11 protein-coding genes, 1 tRNA gene and 2 pseudogenes are annotated in these 17,095 nt (G+C 67.2%); 8 read left to right on the top strand and 6 right to left on the bottom strand.

The features are described from left to right. Positions 1–60: 60 nt before the first annotated feature. Positions 61–1,461, bottom strand: coding sequence for a site-specific integrase (locus tag ACIBLC_RS04900; RefSeq protein WP_399209212.1), 1,401 nt, complete (start codon positions 1,459–1,461; stop codon positions 61–63). Positions 1,462–1,551: 90 nt separating this feature from the next. Continuing rightward, entirely contained in the window at positions 1,552–2,415 is an 864-nt protein-coding gene (locus tag ACIBLC_RS04895; protein ID WP_399209211.1) for a tyrosine-type recombinase/integrase, read from the bottom strand. Between the two features lie 263 nt (positions 2,416–2,678). Here ACIBLC_RS04895 and ACIBLC_RS04890 point away from each other — a divergent pair. Beyond that, a pseudogene (locus tag ACIBLC_RS04890) lies at positions 2,679–3,638 on the top strand (DUF317 domain-containing protein); the annotation flags it as partial. A 172-nt stretch (positions 3,639–3,810) separates the two neighbouring features. On the opposite strand, the gene ACIBLC_RS04885 reads toward ACIBLC_RS04890, so the two are convergent. Further along, a complete protein-coding gene (locus tag ACIBLC_RS04885; protein WP_399209210.1) occupies positions 3,811–4,701 on the bottom strand; it encodes a DUF5655 domain-containing protein in 891 nt (296 codons plus the stop codon). A gap of 460 nt (positions 4,702–5,161) precedes the next feature. Between ACIBLC_RS04885 and ACIBLC_RS04880 the strand changes: the two are divergent. Both ACIBLC_RS04880 and ACIBLC_RS04875 read left to right on the top strand, forming a co-directional pair. After that, a pseudogene (locus tag ACIBLC_RS04880) lies at positions 5,162–5,359 on the top strand (transposase family protein); the annotation flags it as partial. A gap of 113 nt (positions 5,360–5,472) precedes the next feature. Beyond that, complete coding sequence (locus ACIBLC_RS04875) at positions 5,473–5,916, top strand: ISAs1 family transposase (RefSeq protein WP_399209209.1); 444 nt, start codon at positions 5,473–5,475, stop codon at positions 5,914–5,916. 625 nt (positions 5,917–6,541) lie between these two features. Here the strand turns inward: ACIBLC_RS04875 and ACIBLC_RS04870 are convergent. Both ACIBLC_RS04870 and ACIBLC_RS04865 read right to left on the bottom strand, forming a co-directional pair. Beyond that, entirely contained in the window at positions 6,542–10,177 is a 3,636-nt protein-coding gene (locus ACIBLC_RS04870) for a tetratricopeptide repeat protein (RefSeq protein WP_399209208.1), read from the bottom strand. A 201-nt stretch (positions 10,178–10,378) separates the two neighbouring features. Next, positions 10,379–10,852, bottom strand: coding sequence for a toll/interleukin-1 receptor domain-containing protein (locus ACIBLC_RS04865; protein ID WP_399209288.1), 474 nt, complete (start codon positions 10,850–10,852; stop codon positions 10,379–10,381). An 870-nt stretch (positions 10,853–11,722) separates the two neighbouring features. Here ACIBLC_RS04865 and ACIBLC_RS04860 point away from each other — a divergent pair. Next, complete coding sequence (locus tag ACIBLC_RS04860; RefSeq protein ID WP_399209207.1) at positions 11,723–12,052, top strand: helix-turn-helix transcriptional regulator; 330 nt, start codon at positions 11,723–11,725, stop codon at positions 12,050–12,052. Then, positions 12,042–13,259 carry a tyrosine-type recombinase/integrase gene (locus ACIBLC_RS04855; RefSeq protein WP_399209206.1) on the top strand — a complete coding sequence of 406 codons (1,218 nt, stop codon included), beginning with the start codon at positions 12,042–12,044 and terminating at the stop codon, positions 13,257–13,259. The genes ACIBLC_RS04860 and ACIBLC_RS04855 overlap by 11 nt, the downstream gene beginning before the upstream one ends. 99 nt (positions 13,260–13,358) lie before the next feature. Here the strand turns inward: ACIBLC_RS04855 and ACIBLC_RS04850 are convergent. Continuing rightward, a tRNA-Pro gene (locus ACIBLC_RS04850) sits at positions 13,359–13,432 on the bottom strand. A gap of 99 nt (positions 13,433–13,531) precedes the next feature. Here ACIBLC_RS04850 and ACIBLC_RS04845 point away from each other — a divergent pair. From ACIBLC_RS04845 to ACIBLC_RS04835, 3 genes are all read left to right on the top strand, one after another. Next, positions 13,532–14,056, top strand: coding sequence for a DUF309 domain-containing protein (locus tag ACIBLC_RS04845; RefSeq protein ID WP_399209205.1), 525 nt, complete (start codon positions 13,532–13,534; stop codon positions 14,054–14,056). A gap of 94 nt (positions 14,057–14,150) precedes the next feature. Further along, positions 14,151–14,921, top strand: a complete 771-nt coding sequence (gene cobF, locus ACIBLC_RS04840) for a precorrin-6A synthase (deacetylating) (RefSeq protein ID WP_399209204.1) — start codon at positions 14,151–14,153, stop codon at positions 14,919–14,921. A 50-nt stretch (positions 14,922–14,971) separates the two neighbouring features. Beyond that, entirely contained in the window at positions 14,972–17,089 is a 2,118-nt protein-coding gene (locus tag ACIBLC_RS04835; RefSeq protein WP_399209287.1) for an MDR family MFS transporter, read from the top strand. Positions 17,090–17,095 lie beyond the last annotated feature (6 nt).

Genomic DNA, 17,095 nt, shown 5'->3' with positions numbered 1-17,095 from the left:
CGCCCTCGACGTCGTCATCGAACTCGGCGGAGACTTCCCGATCGGCGCCCGCGTCGTCAGTCAGCCCGGCTGCGGCGCCAGCCCCCTCATATGCCTCCCGGAAGATGCGCGTCGTATCCAGGCGGCGAAGATATTTTCCGTGGTCAGGACGGTGGAATGCCCTAGAAGATCACGAAGTACCAGCAGTGGGTCGGCCTTGCTGAGGTAGAAGACCAGAGCGGCGTCGGCATCGGTGTCCCGTACGAGCTTCGCGGCCTGCCGGTAGTGCCCGGTGACCAGGTATTCCAAGGTCCTCATCGAGAAGGTGTGGCGGCATCGGTGGGGCCAGACGTGCGGGAATCGCGGTTCGAAGCGGGCCCGGATCCGGTCGGATGTGCGCTCGAAGACTGTCGCCCAGGCGGTGAACGGGCCGCCGCCGTTCTTCACCGCCAGCAGGCACGAACCGCCCTCCGGTGCGACCAAACGGCGCCGCTCGGCCGGCGTCAGCGACTCCCAGGGCCGCCGGATCCCGTTGATCAGCCCGCCCCGGGCGTCCGGCGCGGTCACCATCAGCGGTTCGCCCCAGCGCCGTGGCGGCCGCCAGAGCGAGCCGTCCGTCGTGGCGGCCCGGTCCAGGTCGAGGTAGTCGTGCAGTCCGGCCAGGGCCTCGTAGGAGGTCCACGTGGTGCGGAACTTCTTGCCCTTGGTGATTCCGGCCGGCACCGGGAACGGGATGGGGACCGGGGTCGGCTCCGGTGGCAGGGCGGGGATCTCCCAGGGCAGCAGGTAGGTGAACTCCTGCAGCCGCATCCCGGTGGCCAGCGCGTGATCCCCGACCGCCGCGTTGCGTGTCAGCTCCCGCCCGTGGAAACCGGTGTCCTGTGAGCCGTCCGGCGCGAGCCCGCGCAGCCCCTTGCGGAACAGCTCGGTGAAGTCCGGCTCCAGGTACTTGATCGTCACGTGTGGCTTCGGGGTGCGGCGGACCGCCAGGTTCACCTTCACCTCCCGGCCGGTCCCGGCGAACAGGGCCCGCGCGGCCCGGTAGGTGAACGGCTCGGCCGTCGCGTACTCCTCGTGCATCGCCCACCGGTAGAACAGCGACAGGATGCTCATGTGCTGGCCCCACGTCGTGGCCGCGAACCGGGCCTTCAACGGTCCCGCCGCCCGATGCTCGGCGTACCGGCTCAACGCGGCCTTCAGCCGTACCCGCGAGTCGAACAGACCCACCCCGTGCTCAGCCAGGAACTCCATCCACTCCTTGACCACCCGCGCGTAGTTCTCCCACGAGCTCGGCGCCGGCGCCCCGCTGGCCGGGAGCTCACGCAACCACCGGTTCACCACCGCCGTCGGACGCGGCGCGGCCGGGCCGTCCTCGAAGCGCAGGTCGTCGTCGATGAGCACGGGCATCCCCTCGGGGATCAGCGGCCGATGCTCGATGTCCCAGGACTGCCAGCCCCGGGACGAGAAGAAGTTCAGGATCATGAGTGGCGACAGTAGAAACACCACACGCCTCAGCGCAAAGCCCAAACCTCCAGGCCATCACCCCAGTTGGAGTCAATCGCCACACGGAAACTAAGCGGAGACAATGTGACGAAGGCTGTGCAGTTCGAGCTCTTCGGGCAGCGCAGCGAGCTTGCGGATCGTGTTGAAAACCTCGTCGAGTCGGCGTACTCCCAGTCGGCTCCGGCGTTCGGTGACCCACAGAGCAGGATGCTTCCCGGGGCTGAAGCGGGGCCGGGCCTCGTCGACCCACTCCTCCAAAAGCGGCACGATCCAGTCCAGTTCGTGGACGGTCAGAACCGTGCGGCGCTTGGGCGGACTTCCTCGGGACGCTTTCCCCCAACGGACCTGCAGAGCTCCGAAGCGTCCGTAGTCACTGGCCCGCGGGTTGTGACGGAGGTCGGGAATGTCCAGCATCGACGCCTCCCGCCGTCGCAACCCGTAGGCGTAAACGGACTTGAGCACGACCGAGTCCCGCCAGGCCGCCAGTACCCCTTTGCGGCCCAGTTTTCGCTTCTTCTCCACGCGGTCGTCGGCCGCATCGAACAACTGCTGAAGCTCGTCGTAGGTAAGGGCTCGTCGACCGGGTCTGCCCTCGTACTCCGCGACGTGGTCGGCGGTGTTCCAGTCGTGGCAGACCTGGACGGGAAACTGACCGAACTCTTCCAGACAGGCGGTCGACCAGCCATAACGGCTGTCCGTGATGAACGCGCAGAACATCTCCAGATCGTTCTGCTGGCCACGGACTGTCGAGTGGGCGGCCGGCGGATCCTTGGCGAACTGGGCGGCGAAGTACGCCTCCACGTCCTCCGGCGTCCACTCCCACGGGTACGTGTTGGTGTACTCGCCGAAACGCCGTACCAGCCGCAGCCGGTCCTTGACCGTCTTCTCCGCGAGCAGGCGACTGCGCTGTTGCCGCGACCAGCCTTCCAGCATGGCCTCGAACATCACCGGTGCCGGATCCAGGGCCCGAACGTTCGTCGGCCTGACCAAATGGACAGCACCAGGCAAATCGACTGTTCTCACACCCACTCCCACGGTTGCGTTCAACGCAACATCGTGGCGTCAGAAGGCGATCACTTGAGGCCAGACCAGTTCTCTTCACTCGAAAGGGGTGTGCCCGATGCCGATCTGAGCTGGTCAGCAGGCGTCACCGGCAGCCGTCGAATGATGCATCAGAAGAAATTCCGCCTCTTTACGGCCACACCACCGTCGCGGTCGGCACCTACCTCAGCCGGAGCGGCAAGTCCGTCTACCTCCACGGCGAGGACCACCTGCGCCAGATCGCCGACACCTTCGACTCGCCCGCTGGGGCCCTGCTCGCCTTCGAGAAGGTCCACGCGGCCGAGATGCGCCCCGGCCCGGCACCCCTGACCGACACCGAACGCGCCGCAGCCGAAGCCCGCACCCCACTCGCCCTCACCACAGCCACGACCGAACCGGCCCGCCCGGAACCAGAGACCGTTCCGGCCTACCTGGCAGATGCCGGCGACCACGACACCCTCCTCGACACGCACAGCGACTGGGAGAAGTGGCGCACCTGGTCGGACGAGACAACCCACGCCCTCCACGAGTCCCAGACCCTCCGCATCGAGCGCGTCCACGAAACCCCCGCCCACGAAACAGCGTGGACCGTGGCCGCCTACGAGACGCCCGTCTCAGACCGCACGTGGGTCCTCACCGCTACCGGCGCCACCCCCGCCCCGGTACTGCAGGAGCTACTGGACCACCTCGCCGACGGCGACGGCTGGGACACGGCCATCGGCGCCCCGGTGGACGAGAAGATGGTCACCGCGGCCACGCATCCCCTCTCCGGCGCCGGATGGAAGCACACTGTGGACGGGCGATGGATCCGCTGGACATCCCCCACAGGGGACGCAGGCGTCCAGTTCGACGCCTTCACCTCACAGCACCCGAGACAGAACCTGGCCACCTGGACCGTCTGGGCCGGCCCCGATCCTGACAGGCCCACCTGGACCATCACCGCGTCCCCGCACACCCCGAGTTCGCTGCTGGCCGATCTCTCCGAAACCCTCGCCCACGAAACCGGCCTTCGCCGCCCGCAGACCGCGGGCCCCGATCACAGGACGACCCTCTTCACCAGCCCACCAGCCGCTCCGGCGGTCACGGCCGGTCCCGCCGCCAGCCGTTCACGCTGATCATCGGCATGCGAGAGCGGGGCAATATAGCGTGGGATCGCCGGTTAGCCAAACCGGCGATCCCGCGCACCATTGATAGTCCACCGCCATGCCCTGCCCGCACGTCGAAAGGCGCCACCCAACGACCACAGAGCAGCCACGAAGCAAGCACCGCCAAGAGGCCCACAGGCGATCACGCCGCTGCGTAGCTCGCCCGGAACAGATCCTGCGCCCGCTCCACGTCCTTCGGTGTACGGAGCTGCACCTCCAGATTTCCCGTCCCGTGATGACCGAGACCAGACACGTCCCGGGTGAACCCCGGCACGAGGTCGACGTCCTTCGGGTCGACCTTCAGGTAGACCAGCAGCTTGCTCCGCTGCGGCGGACACAGGCAGGCGAAGTTCCGCAGACGCTGATACGCCCGATACTGCTTGCGCTCAACACGGTTCACACCGTCCCCGAGCCCGAGCAGTGCATCGTCGACCGCGCCCGTCAACTCCATCATCGACGCGCCCTGGATGTCAGCTGCTGCCCGAGCAACCGCCTGGCGGCGCACCCGGCGCGCCACCTGAATGCCACCGCTCACGGACGCCACGGTCTCAAGCCCAAGCAGGTCGCTGCCGAAGAATCGGTAGCGGACCAAGTCGATCGACCGACGGTGCTCGCGAACGGCATGCACGTCGTAGCGCGTGAAGTCACCAGCGATACAGATCAGGCGCGGGCCGCTCCACAGCACCTGGGACGCGGCCGTCACCCCGAGCCGGTCGCGGACCAGGCGCTCGAACTCGGCCCGGTGGTCCATCAACCACGCCAGGTAGAACAGGCCCTGGTTGATGACGCCGGCGTCGGTGCCGCGCTTGTACTCGACGATCACCGGCGCCCCGTTCTCGTCGAACCCCAGCGAGTCGATCCGTCCGCCGTTGACACAGCCGATGACGTACTCGCTTGCCAGGAACCGCACCCCCAGCATCGTCTCCATGTGCGCCTCGATGAGGCCCTGCACATCCGCCTCGACCTCAGCAAGACGCGGCGTGACCTCGGCAACGCCGCCATTTGTCGTGTGGAACAGCTTCAGGCCCGACACCTTCCCCTCCTCGGCTCAAAGATCGAGAACGTCAGGGAAGGGCAGAACTATTTCCGCAAGGGCCTTCAAGCGAGTGAACATCGTGTGAGCAGCCCACGTCCGGGCCACCGAGGCGAACCGTGATTGAGGTCGATCGCCACGGCAACGCCACGCCCGAAGGGGACTGGGCAAGGAGATCAGCACCGGCCCAGCACGGGACGGGTTTCCTGGGGTGATCACAGGTGCCTCCAGGTCAGCACACAGTCAGCACGGGTACAGCAAGAGCCCCGGATTACTCCGGGGCTCTAACGCTGTGATCTGCACGTTTGCCGTCAGGAACGATCGCTGTGGGCCGGTATGGGCCTGATACTCCAACTCGACCGTGATGGTGATTGGTGATGAATCGGCAGGTACACGTGCAGGCCCACGGCTTCCGGTGATCATGGAGTGTCGAGTTCGCTGATCACCACAACGGAAGACCGTGCCTGCTACGCCATCATCACCCATCCCCGCCGGGCTGGGCCAACTCGCCGGCTCCGGCCCAGCCCGCTCCGATGAACCGCCCGACCTACTGGCCCGGCAGTCCCGCCTGCCCGATCCGCGCCGCCTGCGGGGCCGGCGTCACCCGCTGTCGTACGTCCTGGCCCTGGCCGCCTGTGCGGTCCTGGCCGGAGCGAAGTCCCTCACCGCGATCGCCGAGTGGGCCGCCGATGCCTCTGACCGGCTCCTTCTCCGCTGCGGGGCCACGCTGCGCGATCCGGACCGGCCCACCGGGCGCCCAGCGAGGCGACCGTGCGCCGGGTACTGCAGCGCGTCGACGGCGACGCGCTGGACGCGGCGATCAGCGGCTGGCTCACCGCTCGCGCGGACGCCTCCCGCACCGACCAGGACGGACACCCGCCGTCCCGCCCGGTGCGGGAGGCGGTCGCGGTGCACGGCAAGTCCCTGCGCGGCGCGATCCCTGCCGACGGCCGCTGCGTCCATCTGCTGTCCGCGCTGCGCGGCGACGGCATCGTGCTCGCCCAGCGCGAGGTCGACGCCAAGAGCAATGAGATCACCGAGTTCCGGCCGCTGCTGGAGCCGCTGGACCTGACCGGTGCGGTGGTGACCTTCGACGCGCTGCTGACCCAGACCGACCACGCGAAGTTCCTGGTCGAGGAGAAGGGCGCGCACTACATCGCCGTACTCAAGGGCAACCACCCGATCCTGCACGCACTGGTGATGGATCTTCCCTAGAAGGAGGTGCCGCTGATGACCGCACGCGCACCGCCGCCCACGGCCGCGACGAGATCCGCCGACTCAAGGCCGTCACCGTGCCGCGGCTGCCGTTCCCGCAAGCCGGCCAGGCACTGCAGATCGTCCGCCGACGGCGCACGGTGCGCACCGGGAGGGTGTCACTCGAGCGCGTCTACGCCCTCACCAGGCGACAGCCGCTGACCTGGCGGAACACGTGCGCGGGCACTGGGCCATTGAGAATCGTGAGCACCATGTCAGGGATGTGACGTTCGGGGAGGATGCCTCGCGGGTGCGGACCGGCAGCGCACCGCGGGCGATGCCTCCCTGCGGAATCTGGCCATCGGCGCACTCCGCCTGGCGGGGCGGAAAAACATCGCCGGGGGCCTGCGCCATCACGGCCGGAACATGACCCGGCCGTCGGCCACCCTCGGACTCACATGATCAATCCCGGCCAATCGCGAGAACGACGGAGCCCTATCGTACGGTCGTCCAGATATCAAATCCTCGAACAAGACGTCCGCCTATGATTCTTCGCTTGTGTTCTAGTTCTGCAACCCCTCTGACCCACTCGAATAAATGATCGGCAACGTCGGTGAAGATCACTTCCTGGCCAAGCGATCAACGGTCAGGCCCCGCCAGGGATCGAGATGTCCGTGCGGATCCACGTGCTCACGGTGGCTTCCTTGATGGATGTCTGTTCTTGCTTGTAGACGGCAGAGTCATCCGTTCCTTCAAGCCGGGCGATACTGTCGCGGACTTGAGGTGACACACCGAAGACCAGCGGGCTCTCCGAGTCCTTGAGGGTCGATCGCAGTGCGACCCCGTCGACGAGGCGGAGGGCGAAGTTCACTGAAGGTCCCACCACACCGTTTGTCCCGCGCACGACTTCGCCGATGTGGAGGATCGCCCGGATCCTGAGGTGGGAGTGCGGTGTACGTACACGGTTGTGCTCCCCGAGCAAAGCGGTGAGCGCGCGCGGGAGGGGATCGACGAACAGCTTCAGGGGCATCTGCGGGGGGGCAACGATGAGTAGTCCGTCTCCCAGCTCTTCCATCAAGCAGGCATCCAGGTCGATACCAGCTGCTACGCACGCCTGGTTCAGGATGTCGTGGAGACCGCTTCGCAATTGAGTTCGTTGACTTTCGGTTTGGAGGCTCATTTCCGCCGCATCCAGGACCATGATCGTTGATGGTGTTACTCGGGGCGTCGACACGAATTCGCGAGCTGAGACGTCCAGGGCAGCCAGTTTTGTTCGCAAGGCGTCGCTATCAGGGTCGCCGAACTCTGTGAGCAGATTGAGCGCCGATTCCCAGGCCGCCCAGACCTGCTGGTTGTCACCGAGCGCCTGGTATGTGTCGCCCAGGCCGTTCAGCGCGACGGCTTCTCCGTGACGGTTGCCGGTACGCCGCGACAGGTCAAGCGACTGCTCAAAGCATGCCAACGCCTCCTGGAACTGGGCCAGGCGGAGGTACACCTGTCCCATGCGCTGCACGGTCATGCTCTCGTTGAGGCGATCGCCTGATTCGCGATTGAGCGCACGGACCTGGCGGAGGCCGTCCAGGGCGAGTAGGTAGCGTCCAGCCCGCATTTCGGCGACCGCCAGGGCACTCAGTGCCCTGGCTTCGCCATGTCTGCTGCCCACGATGCGGAACAGTTCAAGGGCATGCCGGGCGCACTCCGAGGCGTCGTCTGCCCGGTCGCGCTGCGCCTGGATCTCACTGAGCGAAAGAAGGGATTCCGCCTCTCCCAACCGATCACCTATCTGACGGCACAGGTCCAGCGACCGCTGGTAGTGCTCCAACGCCTGCGAAACACGGCCGAGCTGATGATGGGCGCTTCCCAGGCTGTTGTGGCTGACGGCTTGCGCGTGCAGGTCACCGGTGTGCTCGGCGAGGGTCACGGCATGAATTTGGAGTGTGCCCATGTCGGACCACAGGCCGTGGAGATCGAGGGATGGTGTCAGTGCACGGGCGATCTGCCACGCGTGCTCAGCCAGTTCGTCTGAGGATTCTTCGGCGATCTGCTGGACGATCGCCAGCAGCACCGGTCGCTCGGCTGTGAGCCATTCGATCGCTGCCGTATACGAGTCAAAGGTTTGGCCTCCTGGTGCGTTCTCGTGGTCGAGACTGCCTCTTGGGGGGCTGATGTGCAGGTTCGCCGCGATGCTGTGGTCGCGGTAGTGCTTCAGCAGCCTGCGCATCACCGCATGGCGCTGGTCGGCGGAATCTTCAGTGACCGACTGCTCATGCGCGTACATGTGCAGGAGATCGTGGCAGCGGTAGCGGTCAGGCTGGTGCTCCTCGACCAGCTGGACCATGCACAGAGCGTGCAGGTGCCTGCGGGCCTCCGGCACGGGCAAGTCACAGAGCGCAGCGGCAGCTGCGAGGCTCAAATCGGGCCCGGGGACCAGGCCAAGGAGGCGGAACATGCGGGCTGGCAGTGCAGCGAGCGCGCGGTAGGTCCAGGAGAAGGCGGCTCGCACGCTCGTGTCGCCGCCAGCATCGAGGGTGTCGAGCCGGTGATGTTGGTCCGACAGTTCTGCAACCAGGGCATGGAGCGGCAGATGGGGCCGTGCGGCGGCTCGGGCAGCGACAACGGCCAGGGCAAGGGGAAGCCGGGCACACAGATCTACCAGTTCCGCCGCTGTCTCTGGAGCGTCGGCAAGCCGTTGCTCACCCAGCCTGCTGGACAGCATCGTGAGTGCTTCGGTCGCGCTCAAGTTGCCCAACGACAGGGTGTGGGCGCCTACACCGACCGTCAGGGCCGACAACCGATGGCGGCTGGCGATCACCACTGCGCTGTGGGGACTGCCTGGCAGCAACGGTGTGACCTGTTCGCTCGATTCGGCGTTGTCCAGCACGATGAGCACGGCCCGTTCGGCCAACAAACTCCTGTAGAGCGCGGTGCGTTCGGTCAGCTCCACCGGAATTGCGTTCAGCGGTACGCCGAGTGCGCCCAGGAAGCGGCCGAGTGCATCGGATGGGAGCACTGGCTCGCTGGCCAAGCGGTGTCCCCCCAGGTCCATATACAACTGGCCGTCCGGGAAACGGTTCGCCGCCAGGTGCGCGAAGTGCACGGCCAGGGCGGTCTTGCCGACTCCCGCCATGCCGGTGATGACATTGACGAGCGGGCCGCCCTCGTTTGGCCGGAACTCCAGCGCGTTCTCCAACTCCGCCAGTTCGGCCTCACGTCCCACAAACCGGGCCAGCGCTGGTGGCAACGTCCTGGGAACGATGGTGCGCCCGTCTCTGTGCGCGCGAGGGATATCCGGGCGTGGCCGGAGGGTGACCGTGATAAAGCCCTGCTGCTGGGAGACGGTCGGGGTTGGGGAATCAGTCTGGCGGCAGTCCCGCAGAGCGGAGGGGATGCCGCTGCCCTCGCCCTCCACCAACCTCACCCAGGACAGGGCATGCGCCAGCCGAAAATTTCGTTTGCGGGACTGCCCTTCCAGCTGTGCCAGGCCGCAAGGTTCTTCGGTGGGGAACTCGTGGCCGAGCCACCGTCCGGGACTACTGATCTCAAGCCTGTCCTCGAAGAGACGCACGTGCACACACGCGTCGCGTACCGAATAGTCCCGGTGCACCAGCGCATTGGCTATCACCTCACGGACGGCAATCATTGGGTAGCCGTGTTCGATAACGGACTGCGCCCCCTGGCTACTGGGACCCTCATCGCGCCTCGTGTGCCGGGCGACGAACTCGCGGGCCGCCACTATCTGTTCCGGCGTGTTCCCCTCATACGTCTCGATCACTCGGCGCGCCCCACGATCCACGCCGTAGTAGCGGACACACTTGACCATGGCGGTCGGACACACGACCGTCGGACTCTTGCCGAACATGAGGACGCCGGTTCGGGTCAGCCGCCCCTCACCGCACAGCCCTGCACGCTCGAGGAACTCCCAAGAACTCAGGACAGCCGGATAGGCGGCAGCAATCTCTATCCGCAATTCGCCGCGAAACCGCTGGAGCGCATCGACATCGACCGTCACGGACGTCGTCAGAGCGTCGAGAAACGCGGCTTCTCCAGTCTGGTCTGCAGCTCCAGCCGCCGGCTCGCTGGCAGGAGTCGGCGGGAAGTGCTTGGCCAGACCTGCGGCCAGCTCGCTCACGCTCCCTACGGGATCGGCGTGAAAACGAGCAACCTTGGTCTGCAGGGCCAACTGCTCGACGTATGCGGCCTTCTCCATCTGCACCACGAACACCCGTGAGATACCGTCGGTGTGCGCCGCGTTCACGATTTGGTGCGCCCACGCGCTGCCCACCGCTCGCGTGGTCCCGCAGAGGACGATCGGGCAACCGGAAGACACAGCGCGCGCAGCGGCGCCGACCAACGACTCCCCCACAGAGACGGTTCCGTCATGACCTACGTCATATCCCGCTGAACGAAGCGGCTCAGCAAGTCGCTCTGCAACCGCCTCCTCGCCTTCGGCGCACACAATGTAGACGAACTGTCGGGCCACGGCTCAGCCCAGGGCCGTGCACAGCTCCGCCAAACCGCGCGGCCAGTCCTTCGCGAGATCCGCGTACTTCAGATCGGCCAGGATCGCTGGCGGCGCCCCGCCGGTCATCCGTACCGGCAATAGCCGTACGCCTGCGCCGCCGAGCTGGCGGGCGAGCATCGACATCCATTCCCGGCTCATCCAAGGGCTCGCGCTCCCCTCATCGGTGTAGCACAGCACGAGGCAAGCGGACTGGGTGAGGCCATCGTTCATCTTCTCCACGATCGAGTCACCGAGCCCGATCTCCCACGTGTCGAGCCACACTTGGTGGCCACGATCACGCAGCTCGGTCGCGAGCCGTTCGGCCACTGCTCCGTCGGCTCCGCGATGGCTCACAAAGACTGTCGTCAACGCGCCCTCCCCCGAACAACTGCCGGAGCACGCTCTCCAGCGACACCACTCACGGTACTCGCCCGACCGGTACCGAGGCCAAGACATCGGAAAACGGCAGACAGCAAGGATGACTTTGCAAGCCGAGCGCCACTCACCCGGCGCCCGGGCTCCGGGTTCCTCTCCGGCCGCGAGCCGTTCGAGAAGCACGCGTTGCCGTTCGATCAGGGCCGACCACCGAGGCACGAACACCAGCCCACACCGCACCCGCACGCTCTGCATAGAGCCGAAAGAGTGGCAGCGGGCAGTGGGAATCTCCTGGGACTTTTCTGGGACTTCCGGCTGCATCAACAGGCACGAGCGTGAAACAACCGAAAGGCCGTTCACACAGGTCAGCAGCCCCGAGCCGTCCATCGTGGCAGGTCACAGGACTCGCTGGTCTCTTCCGGGACAACTGACCCAACGGTATCCGCACCACACGCTGCGTCAGCGCCCGCTCGGCGCGGTGCCAGGTATCGGTCACGGCCAGCCTCCGGAACTACCGTAGGCCGCGACAGCAGCACACGGTGTGTTACGGCCCCAGTACCCGGTGGATGGCGTCGCATTCCGTCAAGCACGCCCTGACTCGGTATACGGACAGCAGGACTCGGTCCGCAACAGTCACGCAGCGCCCATGCAGCAGGAGGCGCCTTCGCCCTGTCACCGCACGTGGGGCGTAGCGTCTGCCGCCCTGATCCGTCGAAGCCGCGCAACATAGCTCGTGATCGCCGGTTAGCCAAACCGGCGTTTCCGGAGACGATTATTTCCCCAACGTCCACTCCTGAGCGCAACCACGGACCAAGCGACAGTGAAAGCGCGTCACCGCTGCCAGCCCGGAATTCACCGCGCCGCGTTCTCCGTTCGCGAACTGTGTCGTCCGTCTCTGGACTCTTCCACAGATCCATCTAGTGTTCCGTACTCCCCGGAGAATACCCGCACTTGCCCAATGCGCCGATAGCAACAAACGCCAATGCCGAACCATGTCGCGAGAAAGAGGCCGCAGCGCATCCTGCAGCTCCCCGCCATCATGTCGCCCCAGCTCAAAACCAAGCGCTCCTCCTGACCAGCGTCTGGTATTCAACCAGCGACCTCGCTGCTTGTCTCCGAGTGGACGCCTCAACCCTGCGCCGCTGGCGCACCACTCAGCCTCCACAGGGACCGCCTTTCGTCACGGTCTCGGAACGCGTCGTCATGTACAGCGCCCTCGACGTCGAGGAATGGCTGCGCAACCGACGTACCGTCCCCGCCAAGGGGTTCAATGGCCGATAAGACCAACGTTCCTGTCGGCGTCCGCCTCTCCACCGACATCGAATACCGCCCTGACCGCCCCACGCCGTATCGCGCACGTGTCCGGTGGACCGATCCCACCAGCAAGCGCCGCCAGTCACTGTCCGAGGGGAAAGACAGCGAAGACGAAGCGCAGGAGTGGCTGCAGGCCATCATCGAGGCCGCACAGGCCGGCCTGACCCCGTCGCTGGCCACCATGAAGCTCGCCGAATACGGCGAAACGAACATGGATCTCGCCCTGCGCGGCCTGGAGTTGAAGACGCTGGACCCCTACCTGTCAGGGTGGCGGATGCGAGTGGTCCCCGCCCTGGGCCACCTCGCGGTACGGATGATCACCAACGGCGTCGTCGACCGCAGCGTGCAGAACTGGATCGCCGACGAGCACAGCCGCTCAACCGTGAAGAACACCATCGCCGTTCTGGTCCGCGTCATGGAGCAGGCAGTCCGTGACGGCATCATCAAGGTCAATCCCGCCCGGGTGACGGGCTGGCAGAAGCTCTACAAGCAGGCCGAGGACGAACTCCTCGACCCACGCGGGCTGGCCCTGCCCGACTGGGAGACCCTCGCCGCACTGGCCGACGCGCTCGTGGCCGCCTCCCACGACGACTACCGCGGCTGGGGAGACGTCGTCCTCTTCGCCGCGTGCACCGCCGCCCGGATCGGCGAGGTGTCCGGATGCCGCGTCGGTGACATCGACACCGGCCAGTGGATCTGGACCGTGCGGCGTCAGACCACGCCCGCACCCGGCGGACTGACCGACAAGGGCACCAAGGGCAAGCGCGCCCGCAAAGTTCCCATCGTCGAGGAGATCCGCCCCCTCGTCGCCCAGCGCATCCTGTCCGCAGGCCCCGATCCCGATGCCCGCCTCTTCACCGGCCCGCGCGGCGGACGCATCTCCACCGCCGTCCTGCGCGACGCCACCCTCTGGGACGACGTGGTCACCAAGCTCGGCTACGAGCACCTGCGCCGCCACGACCTCCGGCACACCGGACTGACCTGGTTCGCCGACGCGGGAGTGCAGGTCCATGTCCTGCGCCGGATCGCCGGCCACGGCTCGCTGACCACCACGCAGCGCTACCTGCACCCGGACGTACACAAGATCACGGCCGCCGGCGCAGCGCTCTCCGCGCACCTCAGCGTGCTGCGCGCACCGCGCTCTCTGCCGGGCCCGATCGTCATGACCCGCTGACGCCGGTCAAGGGCGCCGGTCCCCAACTGGTCCCCAAGAATGGCCAAGGGCCGGTTTCGGATGTCTCCGAAACCGGCCCTGACCTGCGACTGTCTCCAGTCGGGACGACAGGATTTGAACCTGCGACCCCTTGACCCCCAGTCAAGTGCGCTACCAAGCTGCGCCACGTCCCGATGCACTCACCCACGGAAACCCGCGTGATCGTGCGAAAGGAACTTTACCCCACGCCGGGGGCTGCTCCGTAAGGACGCGGGCCGCGCGACAATCGGGGTATGAGCGGGACAGCTGAGGTTCGGCAGGGCGGCGGGCGGGACCGGGATCCGGACGGGCGGGCGCGCAACGCACGGCCGCGTGACGGACTGGGGCGGCCTCTGCCGTACGGCAGGGACGGCGTGGAACGGCAGCCCGAGGGACTCGTGCGCAGCCCCGAGGAGACCGTCGTCGAGGCGCAGGCGCTGCTGGACGGCGGGAAACCGTTCCACGCGCACGAGGTCTTCGAGGACGCCTGGAAGGCGGGCCCCGAGGGGGAGCGTGCGCTGTGGCGGGGGCTGGCCCAGCTCGCCGTGGGGCTGACGCACGCCGCCAGAGGCAACGTGACCGGCGGTGCGCGGCTGCTGCGGCGCGGGGCGGCGGCGTTGGAGGAGTGGGCTTCGGGAACCGGTCAGGCGCGCCCCTACGGAATGCGGCTCGCGGAACTGGGCTCCTGGGCAAGGGAGTTGGCGGAAGCCGTGGAGCAGGAGGATACAACGATCAGCGCGACGGACTGGGCCCCGCGACTACGCGGCCCCGGAGCCTGACGAGCCCGCCACTTTCCCGCCCGGGGCGGCCTCATCCCGACGAGCACCCGGGTGCGATGGACCCACTGTCAGTGCCGTGCGGCACACTCCAGGTGTGCGAAAGATTCATGTCATCGGGATTGGGTCGGGCGACCCCGACCAGCTCACGCTTCAGGCGGTCAAGGCGCTGAGGGACACGGACGTGTTCTTCATCCTGGACAAGGGCGAGGTGAAGGCCGACCTCGTCCAGTTGCGCCACGACATCCTCGACGCGCACATACCCGAGGGGGCGTACCGGCTGGTCGAGGCGCGCGACCCGGACCGCGACCGGTCCGCCGGGGGCGCGGCGTACTCGCCCGCGGTCGGGGACTGGCGCAGCGCCCGCGCCGAGATCTACCAGCGGCTGATCTCCGAGGAGCTGGGCGAGGACGAGAGCGGCGCGTTCCTGGTGTGGGGCGATCCCTCGCTGTACGACAGCACGCTGGGGATCCTGGAGGAGATCCTGGACCGGGGCGCGGTGGCGTTCACGTACGACGTCGTGCCCGGGATCAGCAGTGTGTCCGCGCTCGTCGCCCGGCACCGCACGGGACTCAACCGCGTGGCCCGGCCTGTCCAGATCACCACGGGCCGGCGCCTCGCGGAGGGCTTTCCGGACGGCGTCGACGACGTGGTGGTCATGCTCGACGCCCATCAGACCTTCCGGCAGTACGCGGACGAGGACATCGACATCTACTGGGGCGCGTACATAGGCACCCCGGACGAGATCCTCCTCTCCGGTCCGCTGGCAGAGACGGCGCCCCGCATCGAGCGGCTGCGCGCCGAGGCCCGGGAGCGCAAGGGGTGGATCATGGACACGTACCTGCTGCGGAGGCATCCGAAGGGGTAGTCCGGCCGGTGGGCGGAGCCTCTACGCCGAGCGGGTCGTCCCGCATGCACATGGCGCACTCCGGTGTGAAAGTGACGAATGTGACGACCACCGAGGAATCCGTGCTGCCCCCCGCACAGGCGTCCGCGCCGCCGGTGCTGGACAAGCGGCGCCGCAATGTCGTCTTCGTGACGATCATGCTGGGCATGCTCCTCGCGGCCCTGGACCAGACGATCGTGGGCACGGCCCTGCCGACGATCGTGTCGGATCTCGGCGGCGCGGAGCACATGTCGTGGGTGGTGACGGCGTACTTGCTGGCGGAGACCGTAGCCACGGTGCTGGTCGGCAAGTTCGGTGACCTGTTCGGCCGCAAGGTGGTCTTCCAGGCCTCCGCGATCATCTTCATCACCGGTTCGTTCCTGTGCGGCCTCTCGGCGAACATGACGATGCTGATCCTCTGGCGGGCGGTCCAGGGCATCGGCGCCGGCGGACTGATGGTCACCGCGATGGCCCTGATCGCGGATGTCATCCCGCTGCGGGAACGCGGCAAGTACCAGGGCGCGATCGGTGCCGTCTTCGGCGTGGCCACCGTCATCGGACCGCTGCTCGGCGGCCTGTTCACGGACCACCTGACTTGGCGCTGGGCCTTCTACGTGAACGTGCCGATCGCGATCGTCGTCGTCATCGCCGCGGCCCGCACCATCCCCGTCGTGAAGTCGGCGGTCCGCCCCGTCATCGACTATCTGGGTATCGCGTTCGTCGCGATCGGGGCCAGCGCGCTCATCCTGGCGACGAGCTGGGGCGGCAACCAGTACGCCTGGGGCTCGGGCACGATCATCGGCCTGTTCGTGGGCGGTGTCATCTCGCTCGGCCTCTTCTGCTGGGTCGAGACGCGCGCGGCCCAGCCGACCCTGCCGATGCGCCTGTTCGCCAACCCCGTCTTCACGGTCTGCTCGATCCTCAGCTTCATCGTGGGCTTCGCCATGCTCGGCGCGATGACGTTCCTGCCGACCTATCTCCAGTACGTCGACGGCGACTCGGCCACCATCTCCGGCGTCCGCACGCTGCCCATGGTGATCGGCCTGCTCATCGCGTCCGTCTTCAGCGGCAACGTGGTCAGCAAGACCGGCCAGTACCGCGTCTTCCCCATCATCGGCTCGCTGGTGATGGCGGTGGGGCTCTATCTGCTCTCGCTGATGGGGCCGGGCACCGGCGCGTGGCTGGCGTCGCTGTACATGTTCGTGCTCGGCACCGGGATCGGCCTGTGCATGCAGGTGCTGACGATCGCCGTGCAGAACACCGTGCTCTACGCCGACCTCGGTACGGCGACCTCCGGCGTCACCTTCTTCCGTACGCTGGGCAGTTCTTTCGGGACGGCCGTGTTCGGCACCATCTACACCAACTCCCTGAAGCCGAACCTCAGCGACGGGGTCGCCGAGGCCACCCGGACCGGCGCGGCGGATCCTGCCGCGATCGCCCAGGCCTCGCAGAGTCCGGAAGGGCTGCACAGGCTGCCCTCGGAGGCGGCCGAGCCCATTGTCAGGGCGTACGCCGACACACTCCAGACCGTCTTCCTCTGGACGGTCCCGGTCGCGTTCCTCGGCTTCATCGTGGCCCTGTTCCTCAAGCAGGTGCAGTTGCGCGACAGCGCGCGGATGGGTTCGACCGACATGGGCGAGGGCTTCGCGTCGCCGGCCGGCACCGATTCGCGGCGGGTCCTCGAAGCCGCCGTCGGAAAGATCATCGGCGGTACGGAGATGGACACCGCGCGCCGTATCGTCACGGAGTCCGACACCCGGCTCGACGTGGCGGGGGCATGGGCGGTGATGCAGGTGGAGCTGTTCACCCGGATGGTCGGTCACGCCAGTCTCGGGCTGATCGCCGCCCGGCGCCGGCTGCCCCCGGAGGTCCTGGTACCGGTCTTCGACCGCATGGTCGAGGAGGGCTACCTCACCCGCGACGGCTCCCTCTTCTCGCACACCGCCGCGGGCGAACGGGAGGCGCGGGTCCTCGGCGAGGCGTGGGGAAGCTGGCTCGCAGGGCGTGTGGAGGAGGACCTCGGCCGCCCGTCGGGCGACGACCTGCGCGCCGCCGTCGACTCGATCGCCAAACGCCTGCTCGTCGAGGACCTGAGCAGTGGCCTCCCGCCCACCCGGCAGCCGGAGTTGGCGTCCAGCACATCGAGCTGACGGGCC

The sequence above is a fragment of the Streptomyces sp. NPDC050535 genome, from assembly GCF_044457665.1.
Classification (GTDB): domain Bacteria; phylum Actinomycetota; class Actinomycetes; order Streptomycetales; family Streptomycetaceae; genus Streptomyces.
This window is presented reverse-complemented; position numbering and strand designations above follow the sequence as displayed.